A 21804-nucleotide genomic window follows, 5' to 3' on the forward strand; every position below is an offset into this window, starting at 1 on the left:
GAAGGTCCCCATGCGCTCGTCCCTCCGACTCCCCGCGACCGCCCTCGTCACGGCCCTCACGGCCTGTCTGGTCGGGCTCGCCCTGTCCGCCGTGCCGACCGTCGCCGCCGACGGGTCGGTCGCCACCGGCAAGCACGTCCTCCGCACCGTCAAGACCGCCGACGGAGGCATCGCCCTCGACTGGGTCACGCCGCCGACCGCACCGACGTTCCGCATCAGCGACGCGACGTCCTACGAGCTGCCCGACACCCCGGCGCACCGCACGCTCGGCACGCCCGGCGAGCGCGCCTGGATCAGCGGGTCCACCAGCGACGACAGCGTGGCGCCGTCCGTCGCGCTCTCCTACACCGCGCGCGCAGCGGGCGACCCGACGCTGACCTACCGCATCGACGACGTCGTCGCCCCGGCCGGCGGCACCTACCAGACCTACCGGTACGACTACACGCAGCCGTGGAGCGGGCTGGCCCGCCCGCTCCTGACCCACGACGAGTTCGCGTTCGTGACGCCGATGGGCACCGGACGCGGCGCCGACGGCACCGAGCAGTCGCGCGAGGGCGTGCTGAGGACGGCGAAGAACACCACCGGCGGTCTCGTGGGCCACTGGGTGCACCGCTTCACCCGACCCGGCCTCTACTGCGTGTCGCTCTCGGTCGAGGGCACCTTGTCGACCATGACGGCCCGCGCCCGCAGCGCGCCCGTGACGCTGCGCTTCGCCGTCGGCGACGCCGTCCCCGACGACGCGGCCTGCGGGACGTCGGCCAGCGGTCCCACGCCCGAGCCGACCCCCGAACCGACCAGCGAGCCGACCACTGGGCCGACGCCTGAGCCGACCACTGGGCCGACGCCTGAGCCCACCCCGGAGCCGACGCCTGAGCCGACCCCGGAGCCCGAGGCCCCGACCTACGTCATGCGCAGCGGCCACGCCGACGTGGTCGCGCCGAGGATCGTCGGCGACACCGACCGTCGCCTCGTGCTCGACGCCTCCGTCGACGGACGCGGTCGCGTCCCCTACCGCGACCTGGTCGTCGTCCACCCCGACCTGCTCCGCACCACCGTGCCGTCCGGCGACGACTGGGCCTTCCTCGGGACGCCCGGCCAGCCGCTGTGGAACAGTCCGCAGTCGTCGGGCTCCGTCGAGGGCGGGACGAAGGCGTTCCCGTGGATCGGGAGCAGCTCCGAGGACGACGCCCTCGTGGCCAACGGTCGGCGCACCGACATGGCGATCGAGCAGGTCGCCGGACTCGACGGCGGGCGTCCGCCCGGCGACCTGTCGATCTGGACCGGCTCCTCCAGCCCCTACGTGCTGGTGAGCACGCGAGGCGGCGTGCTGCCCTCCGGCACCCCCGCGGTGCTCTCTGCAGCCAGCGTCCGCAACCACGCGCACTACAACTGGTCGTTCAGCGCCCCAGGCGTGTACTGCCTGGCCGTGTCGGCTCAGACCGAGATCGCCGGCGACCTCCAGGTGCGACGCGACTGGCTGACCATGGTGGTCGGCGACACCGTCGACGCCGACCGCGTCACCCCGTGCGCCCGACGTCTGCCGCCGCCCACCGAGCCGGCCCCCGGACCGACGGAGCTGACGTCGGGCCCCGGTCCGCACGTCGTCACCGACGACGGTCACGTGTCGCTGCACCCGACGACGAACGCCGACATCGCGGCGGCCTCGTGGAACACGGCACGCCAGCGACCCGTCGCGTACACGCGGCTCGACGACACCGTCGTGCACCTGCGCAACCCCACGGTGCGCAGCTACCTCGACTCCCTGCAGCTGCTGTCGACCCGCACCCTGCGTCTCGACACGCTCGGGGTTCCCGCCTCCGACGGCGGCGGGACGCTCGAGCTGCTGCGCATGCGCGGTCCGGGCCCCCTGCACCTCGACGACGCACGGTCCGACGACGCCGACCGCGCGCCGCGCACGCTGCGTCCCCGCGAGGAGACGGTGCAGGGCGTGCGCGTGCAGGCGTCGCTGCCCGGCCGGTACTGCGTCGACCTGCGCTGGACGAACGGCCGCGGCGAGCGCCGTGACGCGTCCCTGACCCTCGTGGTCGACGGTCCGGTGCGGCCCTCCGACCCCGACAGCCCGTGGTGGCGGGCGGCCGAGCACGGCGCGCTGAGCACGACGTGCGCCGCGGGCGCCGAGCCGGAGGGACCGTCCGACCCCGGACCCTCCCCCGAGCCCACGCCGAGCCCCACGGCGTCGCCGACCCCGACGCCCTCGCCCACTGCACCGACGCCGAGCCCCACGCCGACGACCAGCCCGACGCCGCCGGTCGACGAGAAGGACCCGGTCTACGACGCGCCGAACGGCTGGCGCAACGACGCGGGCGCGACGATCATCGACGAGGGCCACGTCGACCTCGCCTCGCGCGTGGTCCGCGGTGCGCTGACCACCCACGTGAAGGACAGCGCGACCGGTCGCGACGTCGCCTGGCGTCCGTTCACGTCGACGGTGCTGCACGTCGGTCGACAGGCGGCGCAACGCATCCCCGCAGGCGCGAACCTCGCCTTCCTCGGCCGGGCCGGCGACCCCGTCTGGCTGGCGCCGGAGACCCAGGACGAGTCGATCGTGTGGCCGGGCTGGTCCACGGAGGCCATCCCGGACGGCACGCTACGTGGCGGGGTGCGCTGGCGTCTGCTGCGCGCGAGCGGTCCGGGCGAGATGGCCCTGTTCACGTCGGTGCCCAACGGCTTCGGCACGGTCGACGTCCGCTTCAACACCCGCGACGGCATCACCTCCGCCGACGCGTTCACGATCCCGCCGCGCACGCACGCGCACGGCACGTGGGCCTTCAGCGCGGAGGGCGTGTACTGCCTCGACTCCGAGCGCACCGCGACGTCCGCGTCGGGGCGCACCCTGCGGCACCGGTTCACGCTCGCCGTCGCCGTCGGACGCACCGACCTGCGCACCGTCGACCCGAAGGCCTGCTTCCGCGCCGACGGTCGACCGGGGACGGCGGACACCCGACCGGTGCCCGAGGCGTCGCTGACCGACGCCACGACCGGTGGCGTGCGGGTGCTCAACGGACGCGACGGACTCGTCCGCGGGTCGCAGGCGCTCGTCTCGGTGCCCGGCGTCGACGCGGGCGAGTGGGTGTCGGTGTGGCTGCACAGCCGACCGCGCTGGCTCGGCTGGGCCCAGGTCGACGCGTCCGGCGCGCTGCGCGTGCGGATGCCTGCCGACGTCCGCACCGGCGACCACCGGCTCGTCGTCAAGCGTCGCTCCGGCGAGCTCGTCGGCTGGGACCACGTGACGCTCACGGCCGCGCCCCGCGTGCCGACGGTGCCCCGGCCGGGCGGCTCGGGCGGGTCCGGCTCGGGCGGGTCCGGCGACGGCGGCTCCGGAGCGCGCGCCGCGCTCGCCGCCGGGCAGACCTGCGTGCCGCAGCGTGCGACGGTGATCTCGTCCGGGCACGTCGACTACGCCACGCGTCTCGTCGGCGGCCGGCTCCGGTCGCTCGTCGGCACCGACGGCTCCGGCGCCAAGGTCTACCGCGACCCGAAGGACGTCGTGCTCTGGGTGAAGCCGGGCAGCAAGGTCCGGCTCCCCGCCGGGCTGGGTGCCGTCGGACGTGCGGGCAGCTCGATCTACCAGGTGCCCCAGACCCAGGTGCCGGACCTCGTCTGGCTCGGCTGGAACACCGAGAGCCTCGACACGAGCCAGGTCCGCGGATCCGTCCGCTGGCGCCTCGACTCGGTCCAGGGTCCCGGCAGCCTGCGGGTCTACACGGCCGGCACGTTCGGCGGGGTCGAGCGCATGGTGTTCGACGGCCCCGGCACGACGAGCATCCCGCTCGGCGTCCACGCCCACGCCAACTGGGCCTTCAGCAAGCCGGGCTTCTACCGCGTGGCCTTCACCCAGCAGGCCACCCGCGCCGACGGCAAGGCGGTCTCCGACCGCTCGACGCTGACCTTCGCGGTGGGCGACGTGAACCCGGCGGCGGCCGCGTCCGGCGGAGGGTGCGGGGCGCTGCCGCAGTCCGACGTCGCGAGCCAGGACCGTACGCTCGAGGAGTCGGCCGAGGCAGCCGCGCAGGACCGCGCCGAGGCGGCCGCGGTCGCCCGAGGCCTCGTGCCGGAGTCCGACGACGGCACGGCCGAGCGCGTGCTCGCCGCGCTCGAGAAGGGTCCGGTCAGGCTGCTGCTCGGGGTGCTCGGCGGCCTGCTGCTCGCGACGGCGGCCGGCGCGCTCTGGTGGCGTCGGCGCTTCCACGGGACGGCCGCGTGAGACGGACCTCCCGGCTCGCGACGCTCGCGCTGGCGGGCTCGCTGGCGGTCACCTCCTGCGCTCCCCCGCCGCGGTTGTCCGACCAGGACGGGCGGGTGCAGGTGGTGACCACGACGGGTCTGCTGCGCGACCTCGTGCAGCAGGTCGGCGGCGACCGGGTGAACGTCGTCTCGATCGTCCCCGACGGAGCCGACCCGCACTCGTTCGAGCCGACCCTGCGGTCGGCGCGCGACGCCGCGTACGCCGATGCCGCGTTCAGCAACTACGCGCTGCTGGAGGAGCACGCTGTCGTCAAGGTGCTCGACGCGAACATCGACGCCGCCGCGCCCAACGTCGCGCTCGCCGAGGGGGCGACGAAGTACGCCGCCGAGGTCATCCCGCTCGTGGAGAACCTCCGCCTCGACACACCGTGGCTGGGGCTGCGATCCATCGGCGACGGTGCGGCCTTCGGCGCCGACCGGGCGTCGCAGGTGCGGCTGTCGGCGACGGCCGCGACGGGACCGGGCGACGCCTGGGCCTACCTGACCGGCACGTTCGGCGACACGACGGTGACCTTCGGCTCGGCCGACGGCTTCGACGACGACGACACGGCCGTGCTGCCGCTCGACGCCCACACCCACATGTCGTGGGCGTTCACCGAGCCGGGCGTGTACCGGCTGCGGTTCGAGGCGGCCCTGCAGGTCGACGACGACGGGCCCGAGGTGCCGCGCGGCACCGGGACCCTCACCTTCGCCGTCGGCGTCGACCCGGCACGCGCCGGCGTGGACGACGCGGTGGTCGTCGACGGCGGTCACGCCGACCTCGCCGCCGACGTCGACACCGGCCGTCTCGTGGTGCGCTACGACCCGGACGGGGGCGGCGACCACAGCCAGCGCACCCTCCCGCTCGAGGACGTCGTGGTCGAGGTGCCGACCAAGGCGCTCTCCGAGGTGCCGGCCGAGCGCAGCCTGCGGTTCCTCGGCCGCCCCGGAACGGAGATCTACCAGCTGCCGCAGGCCGTCCTCGGCAAGCACGTGCACGGCGAGATCGACCCCCACCTGTGGCACGACGTCCGCAACGTGATGGCGTACGTGCAGCTCGTCCGCGACACCCTCGTCGACGTCGACCCCGCCGGTGCGTCCGTGTACCGCGCCCGGACCCAGGACTACCTGCGCGAGCTCGACCGGCTCGACGCCACGATGCGCCGCGCGGTCGGCAGCATCCCGACGTCGCGGCGGCACCTGGTGACCTCCCACGACGCGTTCGGCTACCTCGCGAAGGCCTACGGCCTCAAGGTGTCGGGCTTCGTGACCCCGCACCCCGGCATCGAGCCGTCGCTCGCCGACCGTCGCCGGCTCGCGCGGACCATCGCCGACCTCGACGTGCCGGCCGTGTTCCTCGAGCCGAACCTGCGAGCCCGCTCGAGCACGCTCGTCGACGTCGCGCGTGAGCAGCACGTGAAGGTCTGCCCCCTCTACGGCGACGCGTTCGACGCCACGGTGCGCAGCTACGCCCAGCTCGTCCGCCACAACGCCCGCTCCCTCGTCCAGTGCCTCGCACCCCAGGAGAACCCGTGATGCCCTCCACCCGCCCCGTCGGCGGCCCGCGCCCGTCCCGCTCCACGTCCAGGAGGAGCCCGTGGCGGCTGGTCGCCCTGGCCGCCGTCCTGGTGGCGCTCGTCCCGTCGGGCGCGACGGCCGAGGACGACCCCGACCTGCGCCAGACCGTGCGCGGCGACGACCCCGTCGTCACCGACGTGAAGGTGCTCGAGAGCGGCCACGTCGACCTCGGTCCCACCTACGTCGACGGCTCGTGGCGCTTCCTCGTCCACGACGACACCGCGAAGGCCGACCCGTCGAAGCAGAGCACCTGGCGCCTGCCCGAGAAGACGGTGTTCGCCGTGCCGGACACCGTCCGCCTGCCCGCTCCCGACGACCCGACGTACGCGTTCCTCGGCGCGGAGCCGGGCAGCACCGTGTGGGCGCTGCCGCAGACCCAGGCGGCCGGCGCCCCGTGGGTCGGGTGGAACACCCAGGAGCCACGGGTCATGGAGACGATCGACCGCGGCATGACGCTGCGGCTGGAGGGCGTCCAGGGCCCCGGCCGCCTGGTGACGTACCTGCAGTCCGGGTCGTTCGAGGAGCCCGAGGTGCTGTGGACGTCGGCGAAGGACGCCCGGCAGGACTTCTTCGTCGACGTGAACACCCACACCCACGCGAACTGGGTGTTCACGGAGCCGGGGGTCTACCTCGTGCGCGTCAGCGCGATCGCCGACCTCGTCGACGGCGGCACCGCCACGGACACCCAGGTGCTGCGGTTCGCGGTCGGTGACGGCACCAGCCCCCGCGAGGCGCTCTCCGCCACCTGGCGGGGCAGCACGCAGACCCCAGGGTCGACCGACACGGCGGCCGCGGCCACGACGAGCGACGACGGCACGATCGTGACGGTGCTCGTCGTGGCCATCGCCGTGCTCGCCGTCCTGCTGCTCGTCGGCGCCGTCGTGGCCGTCGCCCGGCTGCGCGCCCAGCGTCGCCGCGCGCTCGGCCGGACGGACGTCGCGTGACCGCGGTCGTCACGGGGCCGTCGGCGCGCAGCCGGCCCGAGCCCTCGGCGGAGCGTGGGCTGCGCGTCTCCGGTCTCGCCGTCGACCTCGCCGGTCGCGCCGTGCTGCGCAACGTGGCCCTGCGGGTCGAGCCGGGTCAGGTCGTGGGGCTCGTCGGGCCGAACGGGGCCGGCAAGACCACGCTCATGCGCGCGGTGCTCGGCGTGGTCCCCCGCCGGGCCGGCGAGGTCGTCGTCGACGGGCGCCCGGTGCGGCCGGGGCGTTCGGGCATCGGCCACGTGCCGCAGCGGGTCGACGTCGCGTGGGACTTCCCGGTGAGCGTCGCCGACATGGTCGCGTCGGGCCTGACCGGCACCCGCTGGACGGGCTGGCGTCCCGGTGCAGCCGGCTGGCGCGCCGTGGCCGAGGCGCTCGAGCGCACCCACGTGCGCGACCTCGCCGATCGGCCTGTCGCCGAGCTCTCGGGCGGTCAGCGTCAGCGGGTGCTGCTGGCGCGCGCGCTCGTGCTGCAGTCGTCGGTGCTGCTCCTCGACGAGCCGCTCACCGGGCTCGACGTGCCGGCCCAGGACCTCATCACGTCCCTCGTCCGCGAGCTCGCCGACGACGGCCTCGCCGTGCTGATGTCGACCCACGACCTCGTCGGCGCCGTCGACCAGTGCGACCGGTTCGTGCTCGTGAACGGGACCGTGCGCGCCGACGGACCGACCCGCGAGGTCGCCGCCGACGTGCAGGCGTGGGTCGAGACGTTCCGCACCCGGCCCGACAGCGCGCTCGTGCGCGCGCTCCAGGCGGTGTGACGTGGGGTTCCTCGACTTCCTGGCCGACCTCGTCAACCCCGACCTCGCGTTCCTGCCCCGTGCCCTGGCCGTCGCCGTCGCGTCGGCGCTCGTGTGCGGGGTCGTCGGCTGCCACGTCGTCCTGCGCGGGACGGCCTTCATCGGCGACGCGGTCGCGCACGCGGTGTTCCCGGGCCTCGCGGTCGCGTTCGTGCTGTCGGCCAACCTCGTGCTCGGCGGCGCCGTCGCCGGGGTGCTGACCGCCGTGCTCATCGCCGTGATGGCCCAGAACCGCCGGCTCCGGGAGGACTCGGTCATCGGCGTGCTGTTCGTGGCGGCATTCGCACTCGGTGTCGTGATCATCGCGCAGGCGCCCGGCTACGCCGGCTCGTTGCAGCAGTTCCTGTTCGGGTCGATCGCCGGCGTCGACGACGGCGACCTCGTGGCCGTCGGCGTCGTGACGGTCGTCGTCCTCGCCGTGTGCGCGTGGCTGCACCCCGAGCTCGTCAGCGTCGGGCTCGACCGCGAGGGCGCTCGCGCGCAGGGGGTGCGCGTGTTCTGGGTCGACCTCGCGCTGTACGTGCTGATCGCGCTGAGCGTCGTGGTGAGCGTGCAGACGATCGGCAACGTGCTCGTCCTGGCACTGCTGGTGACCCCGGCCGCCACGGCGCGGCTGCTCACCTCCAGGCTGGGGGTCATGATGGTGCTGGCCCCGGTGATCGGAGCGGTGGGCGCGTTCGTCGGGCTCTACGTCTCGTGGACGTGGGACCTCCCGACCGGCGCCGTCGTCGTGCTGACGCTCACGGCCGTCTTCGTCGTGACCTGGCTGGTCGCGCCACGGCACGGGATGCTCGCGGCCTGGACCGGCCGTCGACCGGCTGCGGCGCGGGGCGTCGGGTGAGGGAGCGGCTGCCCGTGCTCTGCGCCGGGCTTGCTGGCCTGCTCGGCGTCGTGCTGCTGGTCGTCGCGGTCGTCCTGCCTGACACCGAGTCCGACGCCGTCAAGGGTGCGGCGAGCGCGCCACCTGAAGCTCGGGCGTCGACGTCGTCGGCTCCGCAGGCAGCGTCGCGAGGCGCCCAGCCCGACCCGGCTCAGGTGCCCGTGGCCCAGCTGCCCGACGGCGCCTGGATCGAGGCGACGGCAGCGTCGACCGGGGTCGAGGCGCGGGTGCTGCGCGCGTACGCCGGCGCGGCCCTGCGCCTGGAGCGCGAGCAGCCCGGCTGCCGGCTCGGGTGGAACACGCTCGCGGCCATCGGCGCGGTCGAGTCCGAGCACGGCACCATCGACGGCTCCGTCGTCACCGACGACGGTGTGGCCGACCCGCCGATCATCGGCGTGGCGCTCGACGGCGGCGACGTGCGCGCCCTCAAGGACACCGACGACGGCGAGGTCGACGGCGACGACCGCTGGGACCGTGCCGTCGGCCCCATGCAGTTCCTCCCCTCGACCTGGGAGCGGTGGGGCGCGGACGGCGACGGCGACGGACGCGCCGACCCGCAGCACGTCGACGACGCCGCCCTCGCCGCTGCCCGCTACCTCTGCCACGGCGAGCGCGACCTGACCCGCGGCCCCGACTGGGTGGCGGCGATCTCCTCGTACAACGAGGGCAGCGAGTACCACGCCCGCGTCCTCGAGCAGGCGCGATCCCTGGCGTCGCTCGCCGCGCGCTGACGAGCCCGCGACGTCAGCTGTCGGCCCCGACGACCGACAGCAGCTGGAGTCGTTCGTAGCTGTCGGAGCCGGGCGCTGCCGTGTAGACCAGCAGCATGTGGCTCTGCTCGGGGTCGAGGAGCGTGTGGCAGTTCAGCTCCAGGAGCCCGACGGTCGGGTGCTGGTAGCGCTTCACGCTGCGCGGTCGGATGCCCACCTGGTGCTCGCTCCACAGCGCACGGAACTCCTCGTTGGAGTCGGTGAGGAGGTCGACCAGCTGCTGGGCGCGCGAGCCGGGGCCGCGCAGGGTCGCGATCTCCCGCAGGCCCGAGACGTACATGCGCGAGTAGAAGTCGTGGTCCTCCGGCGGGTGGAGGTCGCGCGCCGCCGGCTCGGTGAACCAGCGGTAGCCGATGCTGCGGGCAGGACCCGCCCGCTGGCTCAGGTCGCCGACCAGCGCGACGCCCAGCGGCGTCTGGCGCAGCGACTCCCCCAGCTCCGTGACGATCTCGGCGGCGGTGTCGACGAGGCGGTCGAAGATGCGCAGCATCCCGGGGCCGACGTGGTGACTCTCCGCGCCTCTCAGGGGTGCCCGGTGGCCGGCGAGCCGGAAGAGGTGGTCGCGCTCCTCGAGGGTCAGGTGCAGTCCCTGGGCGATCGACGCCACCATCTGCTCGGACGGCTGCGGGCCGCGCTCCTGCTCCAGGCGCGCGTAGTAGTCGGTCGACATGTGGCACAGCACGGCGACCTCCTCGCGGCGCAGCCCCCTGGTGCGACGCCGCGGCCCGTGGGGCAGGCCGACGTCCTCAGGCTGCAGCGACTCCCGCCGGAGCCGCAGGAACTCCGCGAGTCCCGACCGATCGATCATGCGTCCATCCTGACCGACCAGGCGCTCCCGATCCACGGACCGACAGTCCCTGGATGTCCGCAGGCGGATGCCGCACGGTGGGGACGTGCCCCGAACCCGGGGCCGCAGGACGCACCCAGGAGCGAGCCCATGCCGCGCAGGACCCCCGACATCACCCTCCCCGACCTCACCGGGCGACGCGCCGTGGTCACCGGCGCGAGCGACGGCATCGGCCTCGGCATCGCCGGGCGACTGGCCGGCGCCGGCGACGAGCTGGTCCTCCCGGTCCGCACCCTCGACAAGGGCGAGCGGGCCGCCGAGCGGCTGCGGAGCGAGCACCCCGGCGCGAAGGTGACGACCCACCCCATGGACCTGTCGTCGCTGGCCTCCGTGGCGGCCTTCGGCGAGCTGATGCGCGCCCAGGGCGCGCCGGTCCACCTCCTCGTCAACAACGCCGGCGTCATGACCCCGCCGGAGCGCCGGACGACCGCCGACGGCTTCGAGCTCCAGCTCGGCACCAACCACCTCGGCCACGTCGCGCTGACGGCGCACCTGCTGCCGCTGCTCGTGGCCGGCCGGGCCCGCGTGACCTCCCAGACGAGCGTGGTCGCACGCTCCGGCGCCATCCAGTGGGACGACCTCGACGGTGAGCAGGACTACGACGCGATGCGGCTGTACCGGCAGTCGAAGATCGCCGTCGGCCTGTTCGGGCTCGAGCTCGACCGGGTCAGCCGCCGGGAGGGCTGGGGCATCACCAGCACCATCGCCCACCCCGGCGTCGCCCCGACCAGCCTGCTCGCCGCCCGCCCCGAGATGGGTCGCCCCTCGGACACGCGTGAGGTGCGGCTCATCCGCTGGCTCTCCGCCCGCGGCATCCTCGTCGGCACCGTCGACAGCGCCGGCCTCCCCTGCCTCATGGCCGCGACCTCCCCGACCTCCGACGGCGGCGAGTTCTACGGACCCCAGGGCCTCGGCGGCACCTCCGGCCACCCCGGCCTGCAGAAGCTGTGGAAGCCGCTCGACGACGCCGAGGCCGCCCGACGTCTGTGGACTTGGTCCGAGGAGGCGGCGGGGGTGACGTTCGCTCCCTGAGCATCCGTGCCCTCGCTCGAAATTTTCAGGTGAGGCTGCCGGGATCCATCCGACGGCCGCTCCGCGGCACAGGGCGGGGCCCACTCGATTCACGGTGCCCGATTCACCCATGAACGAGGGCCCCGCACAGACGACGAGGACCCCGCACGGGACTGCTGCACCGACAGGTGCCAGCTGTCTCAGTCGTTGAGTCGCAGCGACGCGACGTCCTCGTGCCGATCGACGATTCCAGCCGAAGAACCTAATTACTCAGTATGTCCCTGTCGGTTCGGCAATCGATCCTCCGGAGCTGGGGCAGCGGGGCCGAGACCGGCGAGAAGACATCTGGCGGTGTCGGTGTACCAGCTCAATGGTCACAAAACGCGTACAGGTGCGAGGCAACGTGTCACGCTGGCGTCGGTCGTCCTTTCGGCCTACGTCTAGGTGACGGGCCAGATCTGGTTCGCACTGGTACCGCTTTCCTACTTCGTCGACGTGGAAGGTCGATCCATGGTTACTGCATCCGTCGGGATCCCCGAGATCAACGTGGGTGACACGGTGAATTTTGTGATTACCAGCAATCCGACGCTTGCGGTCCTGGCGGTCTACCCGACTTCCGACCAGCTGCTCATCATTGCTGACCCAAGCACGGGCGGCGATCCGGACTTCATCGTCACGATGTATGAGGCCGGAGGCGACGGGACGGCCAAGATGTCACTGGAGTGGACCGACGGCAACGCGGTGATGGCAGACGACGGGTCGGCACCGGTGCAGGACGCGATGATGCTCGGAGCGGGGCCGCCGGCTCAGTTCCTCCTCACTGACACAGGAAACGGAGTCACAATGCAGGTGATCTTCCCTGGGGAGCTCGGCTACCTCGGCGCCGCCGTCACAACAACCCCCTCCGCCCTCACTAGCGGACACCCGAGCCCCGACGCGTCCGGGTTTTATTCGATCACGGTGGAGCCCTGAAATGGCCCAAGCAATCGCCCTGTACAACCTCGGGCTGACCATCTACCGCGCGCTCCAAGTCATCGCAACGCCCGGTTCATCCAACGCGCAGATCGCGGCTGCCATCGCGACCATCAACACCACGACAACCGCGTACCAAAACACACTGAGCAACATGTGGAACTTTCTGCAGCCGTACTTCCCGCACTACAACCAGCGCTACGTGACCGCGTTCCAGGACTGGGTGGGCAACGGTGTCACACGGATCGACACAGCACTCGCGCCCGTGATCATGGACGGCAACGCCCACGGCGGCGTCTACTCCCAAGCAGTGCTGGCCGCCCAAGCCCCGGACCTGATGGTCTGTATGGGCGACCTCAACGCCTTCCGCAACCCATACAACGCCCAGCAGTTGGAAGTCCCTTACTACAACGCCCCCGGACAGGCTCTGCAACTCCCTGAGCGCGAAGAGATCCTTCCGGGCGATTTTGACCCCGACACGATCGGCCTCCCGACCGACACAGAGTGACCTCACCGTTAGCGCAGCGGCGCTTTACCCTCGCCCTTCGCGACGACGTGCGGAGGGCGAGAGCAACTCCTCCATACAGCTCGTCGACGAGAGCCGCTGCAACACGGTCTCGCACCTGCCCGTGACGACTGACCTCCCGCAGTCCGGTGTGGCCGCAATGATCGATTCACTGACGCATTCGATCCGCGGGTGGTTCGATCCGGCGCCCGAGCTCTGCGCTCCGCCAGCCCCGTCCAGCCCTCAGCGAAGGCGACTTCCCCCGCGAGAAGTTCCGTGAGCGCCTCAACACCATCACTCGCCGCAGAGCCACCGTCTCAGAACGACTTGTGAGCACACGGTCTGAGCTCGACTCCGGGCTGGCCACGCTCACCAGCCTCATCCAGTCCATGACCAACCTCCAGGACCCCTACCGTTGGGCGACCGACGATGCACGCCAACGGATCAACCAGGCCTTGCTCGACGCCGTTTATGTCAACGACGCCGCGACCCTCACCGACGAAAAGGGCACCCCAGCCCTCGAACTTCTCCGCGACGCTCAGAAGGCCTTCCGGAGCACCAACGACCCTGTCGCCGAGATCCTCGCCCGTCCTACGGTCCATGCCCCAGAAGACGACGAAACCCCCGGCCAAAAAATGGCCGGGGGTTCGAAGACTCACCTTCTGGTGGAGCTGCCGGGAATCGAACCCGGGTCCTCTGGCGCTGAGTCAGGACTTCTCCGGGTGCAGTGCGTCAGATCGCTTTTCTCAGCCCCGGTGCTCGGACGAACACGTCACCGACAGGCTCAGTCACGAAAAAGTCCCGACCGCGTCACGTGACGCTACGCGGCCAGCAAGTCCCCTAGATGAGACAGACGATCCGGGACGGGGACGCTCCCGGGTCTGCCCTTCACCAGTCGCTGTCAGGCAGCGAGGGCGAAGTCAGTGCGCTTGGAATCGGCACTTATGGGTTGCGACGAACGTTAAAGAGATGACGTCGCGTTCTCTACCCGCTTCTCCTGAGTCGAACGACCAAAGTCGAAACCGATCAGCCCCTCTTGAGTTGTCAACCACGCCCACCCTCGCGGGCACGGCGTCTCACCACTGTACAACCCCAGGCCCCCGTCGAAGATTCCCGACGCCCGAGGTCGGTGGCCAGGCACCCGCAGCAGCGCTGCTCAGGATGCCCAGCCACCGACACGCCGTCCCACCGGCGCTGAGGTTGCCCAGCCACCGATGGAGGGCGGGACGGTCAGCCGAACACCGACTGCGCCCACTCCGGGTGGTCGATGAACGGGTTGCGGTTGCCTTGATACTGGGAGTCGATGATGTCGTTGCGCCGCTGCTCCGCCGACGACGGCGGGGTCCTGCGCGTGCCACTGCAGCAGCACCGAGATCTTCCCCAGGTACGGCGTGCTGCCGTTGACCTGGTTGTTGGCCTCCAGGTCGGCGAAGCCGTCGCCGCCCTCGTAGCGCACCGCCATGTACATGACCATCCGCGCGACGTCGCCCTTCACGGCGTTCGGCGGCTCGAAGGAGTCGCCGTCGGTCAGGCACGACGAGCAGTTGCTCACCGTCGACCCGCCGGCGTCGAAGTCCTTGTTGCCACGCGTGCCGTTGACCTGCACGTCCTCCGGCCGCAGGTGGTGCAGGTCGGTGCCCGGGCCGGCGGAGGTGCCGAAGTCGCCGTGCGACTGCGGCCACACGTGCTCGCGGTTCCACTGCCCGGTGTTGCCGCCGTTCGCGGACTTCGCGCGCGAGACCTGCGAGTAGAACAGCCGCACGTTGCTGCTGTTGTTCGGGTCCTGGTCGGTCACCTTGAGCGCCTCCCAGACCGCGGAGTAGGAGATCGTCCGCTGCACCGAGATGATGTCGTGCAGCTCGTTCTTCAACGCCTCCCCGCTGAGCCCCTGGGCGCTGTCGTAGTAGCCGTCCCGCGGTGCGGCGTCCGCGGCACGCGGCACCACGGTCAGGACGAGCGTGAGGATGATGGTCAGGCCGGTGTACCGGGACGTGCGCCGGCTCGTGGCCGCGCACCCCCGTCCGGCTCCCCCGAGTCGGTTCATGGGCACACCCCACACCATCGACGACACGACGCGCCAGAGGGCGCGCCGGAGTTCACCGGATGGTCACACAGGGCGTCACGTCGTGGTCGGCGCGCGCTCCGGGTCGGCCGAGCGTCCGTGCACGAGGGCCGCCGCACACACCGACGCGACGACCAGCAGCCCGACGCACATCAACGTCCCCGTCCGGAAGCCCGGGCCGAACACGTCCGGAGACGCGAAGTCGGCGCCGGCGATGCCCGCCAGCGGCGGGATCGCTGCCACCGCGAGCAGGCCGGCCGTGCGGGAGACCGCGTTGTTGATGCCCGACGCGATCCCGGCCTGCTCGTCGGGTGCCGCTGCGAGGACGGCGGTCGTCAGCGGCGCCACCAGGAGCGTGATGCCCAGACCCAGCAGCGTCGCGCCCGGCAGCACGTCGACCCAGAAGCTCGCGTCGGCACCGACCCGCAGGAGCAGCAGCAGCCCGGCCGCCGACACGAGCGGCCCCACCGTCATCGGGATCCGCGGCCCGATCCGCTGCCCGAGCGCACCCGCGCGCGACGACAGCAGCAGCATGAGCACAGTAAGTGGCAGCGTCGCGAGGCCCGCCTCGAGCGGCGTGTAGCCGGCCACGTACTGCAGCTGCAGCACGAGCAGGAACATCGTGCCGCTCAAGGCCGCGTAGATCGCGAACGTGCAGAGGTTGGCGGCCGTGAAGACCCGGTCGGCGAACAGCGACAGCGGGACGAGCGCGTGCGGCGAGCGCGCCTGGTGCACGACGAACGCCACGAGCAGCACCACGCCGACGAGCGCCGACCACCACGTCTGCTCGACCAGCCCGTAGGTGAGGAACGCGAGCGTGCCCACGGTGAGCGCGGCACCCTCGACGTCGAGCCGGGTCTGCGCGCCCCGCGACTCCGGCACGTGCCGCAGCGTCACCCACACCACCGCCACGGAGAGCGGCACGTTGATCCAGAACACCGAGCGCCAGCCGACCGCGTCGACGAGCGTGCCGCCGACGAGCGGACCCAGCGCGGTCGTGACGCCCGCCAGGCCCGACCACAGCCCGATCGCCCGACCCCGGTCCTCCGGACGGATCGACGCCGAGATGATCGCCAGGCTCCCCGGCGTGAGCAGTGCTCCCCCGACGCCCTGCAGCCCCCGGGCCGCCACCAGCACCTCGATGGTCGGAGCCACCGCGCAGAGCACCGACGCGGCACCGAACCAGACGACACCGACCACGAACACCCGACGTCGGCCGTAACGGTCGCCCAACGACCCGCCCACGAGGATGAGCGAGGCGAGCGCAAGCGTGTAGGCGTTGACGGTCCACTGCAGCCCGGCGACCCCGGCCTGCAGGTCGTCGTCGACCGCCGGCAGCGCCAGGGTGACGATCGAGCCGTCGAGGAACGCCATGCCCGTGCCCAGCACCATCGCGGCCACGAGCCAGCGGCCCGCCGCCGAGTCGAGCCTCACGCCTCCCGCCCGAACAGGGCTGCGCCGTTGTGCCACAGCACCCGGCGCAGCCAGTCGTCGCCGAGGTCGAGGCGCTGCAGCACCTCCACCTGGTGCGCGTAGGCGTAGGGGATGTTCGGGTAGTCGGTGCCGAACAGCACGCGGTCGCCGAGGTCGGCCAGCCGCGGGCGCAGCACCGTCGCGAGCTCGCGAGAGCCCTCCCAGAAGTCGACGAGCACCATCGTGGTGTCGAGGCGGACCTCGGCGAAGCGGTCGGCGAGGTCGAGGAACGCCTCGTACTCCGGCATCCCGAGGTGGGCCACCACGATCCGCAGCCCCGGGAAGCGCTCGAGCACCCGCGCGACGCCGTCCGGACCGGTGTGCGCGCCGGGCGCCGGCCCGGACCCTGCGTGCAGCACGACGGGGGTCCCGCTCTCGGCGAGCGTGCCCCACACCGGGTCGAGCAGCGGGTCGTCGGCGGCGAAGTCGCCCACCTGCAGGTGGGCCTTGAACACCTCGACCCCGGACTCGACGAGGGCCGGGACGTAGGAGGCGGCCTCCGGCTCGGGGTAGAACGTGGCCGACCGCAGCGCCTCGGGCACGCGCTGCGCGAGGTCGAGCGTCCAGTCGTTCATGAACGTCGCGACGCCGGGGCGGTGCGCGTACGAGAGCGCCGAGAAGTGCCGCACGCCCATGTCGCGCAGATGCGCGACCCGCTCCTCGTCGCTGCCGCGGTACGTGATCGGCCAGGGCCTGCCCAGGAGCGGCCCGGCGGCGTCGAAGTACGCCCAGACCTTCGCCAGCACCTTCGGGTGCATGAAGTGCACGTGCACGTCGAACAGTCCGGGGAGGTCGAGGGACGCCGCGAGCGTCGGCAGGTCGGCGTCGGCCAGCCCGCGACGGTCGGCGTCCGCCGAGGTCATCTAGCGCATGCCCTTGATCTTGCGGCCCAGCTCACGCTGCGCGTCGGCCTTGGCCTGACGCTCGGCGATGGCGTGCCGCTTGTCGTACTGCTTCTTGCCGCGGGCGAGCGCGATCTCGACCTTCGCGCGACCGTCCTTGAAGTACAGCGAGAGCGGCACGATCGTCAGGCCCTTGGCCTGGATGCGCTGCTCGATCTTGTCGATCTCCTGACGGTTCAGCAGCATCTTGCGACGTCGCCGCGTCTCGTGGTTGGTCCACGTGCCCTGGCTGTACTCGGGGATGTGCACCTGGATCAGCCAGGCCTCGCCGTTCGCGATCTCGCCGAAGCCGTCGACCAGGGACGCCCGACCGGCACGCAACGACTTCACCTCGGTACCCGTGAGGACCAGGCCGGCCTCGTAGGTGTCCTCGATGTGGTAGTCGTGGCGCGCCTTCTTGTTCTGCGCGATGAGCTTGCGCCCGGTCTCCTTGGCCACCGACCCATCCTAGTGCGTCGGGCCACACGGCCCCGGGCCGGTCACGGCGGGCTGGTCAGAGCCAGCCCATGGGGTTCACGGTGACGCCGTTGGCGATGACCATGAAGTGCAGGTGGCAGCCGGTGGAGTAGCCCGTGCTGCCGACGTAGCCGATCACCTCGCCGCGCGAGACCCGGGCGCCGGCGCTGCGGGCGAACCCGGAGAGGTGGTTGTACGTCGTCACGATGCTCTGGCCGCGCTTGATGCCGTTGGCGAGGATGACGCGGTTGCCGTAGCCGGCGTTGTAGTACTGCTGGATGATCGTGCCGCTCGCGGCGGCGCGGATCGGGGTGCCGCAGCCGACGCCGAAGTCGGTGCCGTCGTGCAGCTTGTACACGCCGGTGACGGGGTGCACGCGCATGCCGTAGGGCGACGTGATCGGGCCGTTGACGGGGTAGGACAGCGCACCGTTGTCGTCGCCGCCGGAGAGTCCGCCGTTGTTGCCGCTGCCCCCGCGTCCGGCGCGCTCGCGGGCGCGCTGCCGCTCGAGCTCGCGACGGGCGAGCTCGGCGAGCTCGTTGTTGAGACGGTTCCGCTCGGCCTCGTAGGCGGCGAGCAGACGCTCGTCCTCGACCTTCGCGGCGCGGGCCTTCCCGCTCGCGTCGGCGCGGGCGTCGACGAGCTTGCCGACCTCGGCGGTCTGCGCCTCGGCGGCAGCCTCGAGCTCGGTCATCTTCTGGAGGTTGGCGGCGGCGGCCTGGCGGGCCACGGCGACCTGGTCGCGCAGCTTCTCGACCTTGTCGCGGTTGAGGCGCAGGATGACCTTGGCGGCCGCGAGCTTCTGCATGCGCGAGACCTGCGCGTCGCCGACGGAGGCGTTGAGGCTCATCCGGTCGGTGAACGTCGACGGGCTCTCGCCGCCGAGCAGCTCGCCGAACGCCTTCATCCCGCGGTCGCCCTCCTGCACGGTCTGGACGGTGAACGCCTTCACCTCGTCCTCGGACGCCTTGAGCCGCCGCTCCCCCTTCTTCAGGTCGGCGACGGCCTTGTCGAGGGCGGCCTGGCTGCGGTCGAGCTCGGCCTGCATGCGGGCATCCTCGGCCTGCGACACGGCCAGCTGGCCACGGGTCTTGCCGAGCGTCACCCGCGCCGACGAGAGCTTGGCCTGCGCGGCGTCGAGCGCCTTCGCGGCCTTCGCGTACGCGGCGCTGGAGGAGTCGAGCGACTTCTGCGCGCCGTCGATCTTGCCGTTGACGCCCTGCCGCTGACGCTGGAGGTCGTCCTTCTTGTCGGCCAGCACCGGGTTGGTCAGCCCGACCACGAGCGCGCACGTCGCGAGGAGCGCGAGCACGCCCCGACCCGCGTGACGACGCGTGGCGGTTCGATGCGGACGGGACGACGTGCGGTGGGACATGGGACCTCGGCCTTGGGGAAGGAGAACTGCGAGGTGACCCGCCGCGAGGCGGGTGGTGCAGATGTTACTGGTGTGACTCTAAGCCATCACGGTCACACGTCAAGGTACTTGCGGGTCATCACGAGTGTCGGGACGAGCGCCAGGAGCATGGCGAGCACGGTCGTGTAGCCCATGACGGCGGCCGCCTCCTGCCATCGGATCCAGGTGGTCAGCTCACCCAGCTGGGTGCGCAGGTAGCCGTAGACGACGAACGACATGAACGCCGCCAGGCCTCCTGCGGCGAGCGCAGCCGACACCAGCGCGGCGAGCAGCGACTCGAGCACGAACGGCAGCTGGATGTGCCAGCTGGAGGCGCCGACGAGCCGCATGATGCCGATCTCGCGACGTCGGGCGTAGGCCGTCATGCGGATGGTGTTCGACACCTGGAGGATCGCCGCGACGATGAGCAGCAGCGACGTGGCCAGCGCGGCCCAGCGCATCTTGTCGAGGATCTCGAACAGGGGCCCGAGCAGCTTCTTCAGCGACTGCACGTTGCCGACGCCGTCCATGCCCGAGACCTGGCTGACGAGACCGTCGAACTGCTGCGGGTCCTTCAGCGTGACGAAGTAGGACTCGGGGAAGTCCGACGGCTCGACGGTGTCGAGCTGGGCCTTGCCGGAGTCGGTCTGGCCCAGCAGCTCACGTGCCTTGTCGTAGTTCTCCTGCGGGCTGCGGACGTCGTAGGACTTGACCTCGGGGTTGGTCGACAGCGCCTCGCGGACGGCTGCGGTCTGGTCCTTGGTCGCGGCACCCCCGACGCACGTGGGCGCCGTGGAGTTGTCGGTGCACAGGTTGACCTGCACCTGCAGCCGGTCGCCGTAGAACTGCTCGGTGCGGTCGGCCTGGCTCTGCAGCAGCAGGCCCAGCGCCGCCAGCAGCAGCGAGACGGTCATGGTGACGACCAACGAGATGGTCATGGACGTGTTGCGGGACAGGCTCGCGCGGAGCTCGCTCAGGATGGTGCGCACAGGATCGCCTCAGGACTGGTAGCCGTAGATGCCGCGGGCCTCGTCGCGCACGACGCGCCCCTCGTCGAGCTCGATGACGCGCTTGCGCATCTGGTCGACGATCGAGGAGTCGTGGGTGGCCATGACGACGGTGGTGTCGGTGCGGTTGATGCGGTCGAGCAGCTTCATGATGCCGACGCTGGTGGTGGGGTCGAGGTTGCCGGTGGGCTCGTCGGCGATGAGGATCATCGGCCGGTTGACGAACGCGCGGGCGATGGCGACGCGCTGCTGCTCGCCGCCGGACAGCTCGTCGGGCATGCGGTGGCCCTTGCCCTCCAGCCCGACCATCTCGAGCGTCTCAGGCACCAGCTGGTCGATCTCGGAGCGCGAGCGGCCGATGACCTGCAGCGCGAACGCGACGTTCTCGTGGACGGTCTTGTTGGGCAGGAGGCGGAAGTCCTGGAAGACCGTGCCCACCTGGCGGCGCAGCTTCGGCACCTTCCAGGACGAGAGCTTGTTGATCTCCTTGCCGGCCACGTGCACGCGTCCCGACGTCGGCCGCGCCTCGCGCAGGACGAGACGCAGGAACGTCGACTTGCCCGACCCCGAGGATCCGACGAGGAAGACGAACTCCCCCTTCTCGATCTCCAGGTCGACGGCGTCCAGCGCAGGACGCTTCTGGCCCGGGTAGGTCTTGGTGACCTTGTCGAAGCGAATCACCCGACGAGTCTAGGCACGCGGGTCCACGTCCCCGTGCAGACTCGCCCGCGCTCGGTAGCGTGACGACATGCTCCCCCGCCTGCCCGACCCGCGTCGTCTGCCGGACCTGGTCGAGGCGGTCGCCTCGCTGCTGCCACGGGCCGTGGGGCTGCTCGACTCGGCCGAGGACCTGGTGCGCCGGGCGCACCGGTTGGTCGACGACATCGACGCCACGCGCAAGGCGGCGGACGCCGTCGTCGTGCGCACGGCGGGCACGGTGGCCAGCGTCGAGCCCACGCTCGAGCGGGCCCAGGCGATGGTCGACACGTTCGGGCCCATCCTCGACGACCTCGCTCCGTCGATCGAGCGGCTGGCCCCGACGCTGCAGCGCATCTCCGAGACCACGTCGCCCGACGAGATCGAGGCGCTGGTGGGCCTCATCGACCACCTGCCGATGCTCGTGGAGAAGCTCGAGACCGACATCGTCCCGATCCTGGAGGACATGAAGAACGTCGGACCCGACATCCACGCGCTCCTCGACACCGCCACCGACCTCGCGGGCATGCTCGAGAAGGTGCCCGGCCTGAACCGACGTCGCAGCAGGGCTCGACCCGACTGACGCGCGGTGGCAGGGTCGAGTCATGGCCGACCCCGAGAGCCCCGATGTCGACGGCGCCGTGCCCGAGAAGGACCTCCTGCGCGACTACCTGTACACGGCGCGTGACGCGCTGCGCTGGAAGGTGGAGGGTCTGGGCGAGCTCGACGCGCGCCGCAGCCTCACGCCGACCGGCCTGAGTCTCCTGGGCCTGGTGCACCACACCGCCGTCTGCGCGTGCGAGTACTTCGGGGTGGTGTTCGACCGGCCGTTCCCCGAGCCGACGCCCGACGTCGACGCCGACCCCCACGCCGACTTCGTGGTGCCGGCCGAGGTCAGCCTCGAGGAGGCGCTCGGCTACGTGGACCGCGCGTGGGCGCACGCCGACGCGACGATCGACGCGCTCGACCTGGACGCGACCGGGGTCGTGCCGTGGTGGACCGCTTCGCGCGACGCGGTGACGCTGCGGAGGGTGCTGGTGCACATGATCGCCGAGGCGCACCGGCACGCCGGGCACGCCGACGTGCTCCGCGAGCGCCTGGACGGGCTCGCCGGGCTGCGACCCGACGCCACGAACCTGCCCGACGACGTCACCTGGCAGGACCACGTGGCCCGGGTCGACGCCGTCGCGCACGACGCCGCGGCCCGGCACGACGCCACCTGACCGG

The 21804-nt window shown here is 71.9% G+C and carries 19 protein-coding genes, 1 other RNA gene and 1 pseudogene; 11 read left to right on the forward strand and 10 right to left on the reverse strand.

All coding sequences use genetic code 11. The annotated features are described in order from the left end of the window. The first annotated feature begins 10 nt into the window (after nt 1-10). The 6 genes from QE370_RS17345 to QE370_RS17370 are packed head-to-tail and all read left to right on the forward strand — an operon-like array spanning nt 11 to nt 9214. Nucleotides 11-4225 (forward strand): TIGR03773 family transporter-associated surface protein, encoded by a 4215-nt coding sequence (locus tag QE370_RS17345; protein ID WP_309635117.1) that lies wholly within the window; start codon nt 11-13, stop codon nt 4223-4225. Beyond that, on the forward strand, nt 4222-5781 hold the full coding sequence (locus tag QE370_RS17350; protein WP_309635118.1) for an anchored repeat ABC transporter, substrate-binding protein: 1560 nt from the start codon (nt 4222-4224) through the stop codon (nt 5779-5781). The genes QE370_RS17345 and QE370_RS17350 overlap by 4 nt, the downstream gene beginning before the upstream one ends. Further along, nucleotides 5781-6767, forward strand: coding sequence for a choice-of-anchor M domain-containing protein (locus QE370_RS17355; protein WP_309635119.1), 987 nt, complete (start codon nt 5781-5783; stop codon nt 6765-6767). Before QE370_RS17350 ends, QE370_RS17355 begins: the two co-directional genes overlap by 1 nt. Next, entirely contained in the window at nt 6764-7564 is an 801-nt protein-coding gene (locus tag QE370_RS17360) for an anchored repeat-type ABC transporter ATP-binding subunit (RefSeq protein ID WP_309635120.1), read from the forward strand. Before QE370_RS17355 ends, QE370_RS17360 begins: the two co-directional genes overlap by 4 nt. Before the next feature lies 1 nt (nt 7565). Next, entirely contained in the window at nt 7566-8444 is an 879-nt protein-coding gene (locus QE370_RS17365; RefSeq protein WP_309635121.1) for an anchored repeat-type ABC transporter permease subunit, read from the forward strand. Continuing rightward, entirely contained in the window at nt 8441-9214 is a 774-nt protein-coding gene (locus QE370_RS17370; protein ID WP_309635122.1) for a lytic murein transglycosylase, read from the forward strand. Before QE370_RS17365 ends, QE370_RS17370 begins: the two co-directional genes overlap by 4 nt. Nucleotides 9215-9227: 13 nt before the next feature. Here QE370_RS17370 and QE370_RS17375 read toward each other — a convergent pair whose 3' ends face one another. Next, nucleotides 9228-10061 carry a helix-turn-helix transcriptional regulator gene (locus tag QE370_RS17375; protein WP_309635123.1) on the reverse strand — a complete coding sequence of 278 codons (834 nt, stop codon included), beginning with the start codon at nt 10059-10061 and terminating at the stop codon, nt 9228-9230. A gap of 129 nt (nt 10062-10190) precedes the next feature. On the opposite strand from QE370_RS17375, the gene QE370_RS17380 reads away from it, so the two are divergent. The 3 genes from QE370_RS17380 (at nt 10191) to QE370_RS17390 (ending at nt 12591) form a co-directional block, all read left to right on the forward strand. Then, on the forward strand, nt 10191-11132 hold the full coding sequence (locus QE370_RS17380) for an SDR family oxidoreductase (RefSeq protein WP_309635124.1): 942 nt from the start codon (nt 10191-10193) through the stop codon (nt 11130-11132). A gap of 423 nt (nt 11133-11555) precedes the next feature. Continuing rightward, the gene (locus tag QE370_RS17385) at nt 11556-12083 is read left to right on the forward strand and encodes a hypothetical protein (RefSeq protein WP_309635125.1); all 528 of its coding nucleotides are present in this window, start codon (nt 11556-11558) and stop codon (nt 12081-12083) included. Between the two features lies 1 nt (nt 12084). Next, on the forward strand, nt 12085-12591 hold the full coding sequence (locus tag QE370_RS17390) for a hypothetical protein (protein ID WP_309635126.1): 507 nt from the start codon (nt 12085-12087) through the stop codon (nt 12589-12591). 660 nt (nt 12592-13251) lie between these two features. On the opposite strand, the gene ssrA is transcribed toward QE370_RS17390, so the two are convergent. The 9 genes and pseudogenes from ssrA to ftsE all read right to left on the reverse strand — a co-directional run bounded on the left by ssrA (nt 13252) and on the right by ftsE (nt 20562). Then, nucleotides 13252-13622, reverse strand: a transfer-messenger RNA (tmRNA) gene (ssrA, locus tag QE370_RS17395). A gap of 196 nt (nt 13623-13818) precedes the next feature. Then, nucleotides 13819-13896 (reverse strand): hypothetical protein, encoded by a 78-nt coding sequence (locus tag QE370_RS17400; RefSeq protein ID WP_309635278.1) that lies wholly within the window; start codon nt 13894-13896, stop codon nt 13819-13821. Nucleotides 13897-13984: 88 nt separating this feature from the next. After that, nucleotides 13985-14650, reverse strand: a pseudogene (locus QE370_RS17405) (endonuclease I family protein); the annotation flags it as partial. A 57-nt stretch (nt 14651-14707) separates the two neighbouring features. Next, nucleotides 14708-16084, reverse strand: coding sequence for a DHA2 family efflux MFS transporter permease subunit (locus tag QE370_RS17410; protein WP_309635127.1), 1377 nt, complete (start codon nt 16082-16084; stop codon nt 14708-14710). Beyond that, on the reverse strand, nt 16081-16986 hold the full coding sequence (locus QE370_RS17415) for an amidohydrolase family protein (protein ID WP_309635128.1): 906 nt from the start codon (nt 16984-16986) through the stop codon (nt 16081-16083). Before QE370_RS17415 ends, QE370_RS17410 begins: the two co-directional genes overlap by 4 nt. Continuing rightward, nucleotides 16987-17463: an SsrA-binding protein SmpB gene (gene smpB, locus QE370_RS17420; protein WP_253023514.1), complete on the reverse strand. Its 477-nt coding sequence runs from the start codon at nt 17461-17463 to the stop codon at nt 16987-16989. 55 nt (nt 17464-17518) lie between these two features. Then, nucleotides 17519-18793 (reverse strand): M23 family metallopeptidase, encoded by a 1275-nt coding sequence (locus QE370_RS17425; protein ID WP_309635129.1) that lies wholly within the window; start codon nt 18791-18793, stop codon nt 17519-17521. A gap of 155 nt (nt 18794-18948) precedes the next feature. Then, nucleotides 18949-19863 (reverse strand): permease-like cell division protein FtsX, encoded by a 915-nt coding sequence (ftsX, locus tag QE370_RS17430; protein ID WP_067855597.1) that lies wholly within the window; start codon nt 19861-19863, stop codon nt 18949-18951. 9 nt (nt 19864-19872) lie between these two features. Beyond that, a complete protein-coding gene (gene ftsE / locus QE370_RS17435) occupies nt 19873-20562 on the reverse strand; it encodes a cell division ATP-binding protein FtsE (RefSeq protein WP_067855594.1) in 690 nt (229 codons plus the stop codon). Between the two features lie 67 nt (nt 20563-20629). Between ftsE and QE370_RS17440 the strand changes: the two genes are divergently transcribed. Further along, a complete protein-coding gene (locus tag QE370_RS17440; protein ID WP_253023512.1) occupies nt 20630-21160 on the forward strand; it encodes a hypothetical protein in 531 nt (176 codons plus the stop codon). A gap of 22 nt (nt 21161-21182) precedes the next feature. Further along, nucleotides 21183-21800 (forward strand): DinB family protein, encoded by a 618-nt coding sequence (locus tag QE370_RS17445; RefSeq protein WP_309635130.1) that lies wholly within the window; start codon nt 21183-21185, stop codon nt 21798-21800. The last annotated feature ends 4 nt before the right edge of the window (nt 21801-21804 follow it).

This window comes from Aeromicrobium sp. SORGH_AS_0981 (genome assembly GCF_031453195.1).
In the GTDB taxonomy this organism is placed as follows: domain Bacteria; phylum Actinomycetota; class Actinomycetes; order Propionibacteriales; family Nocardioidaceae; genus Aeromicrobium.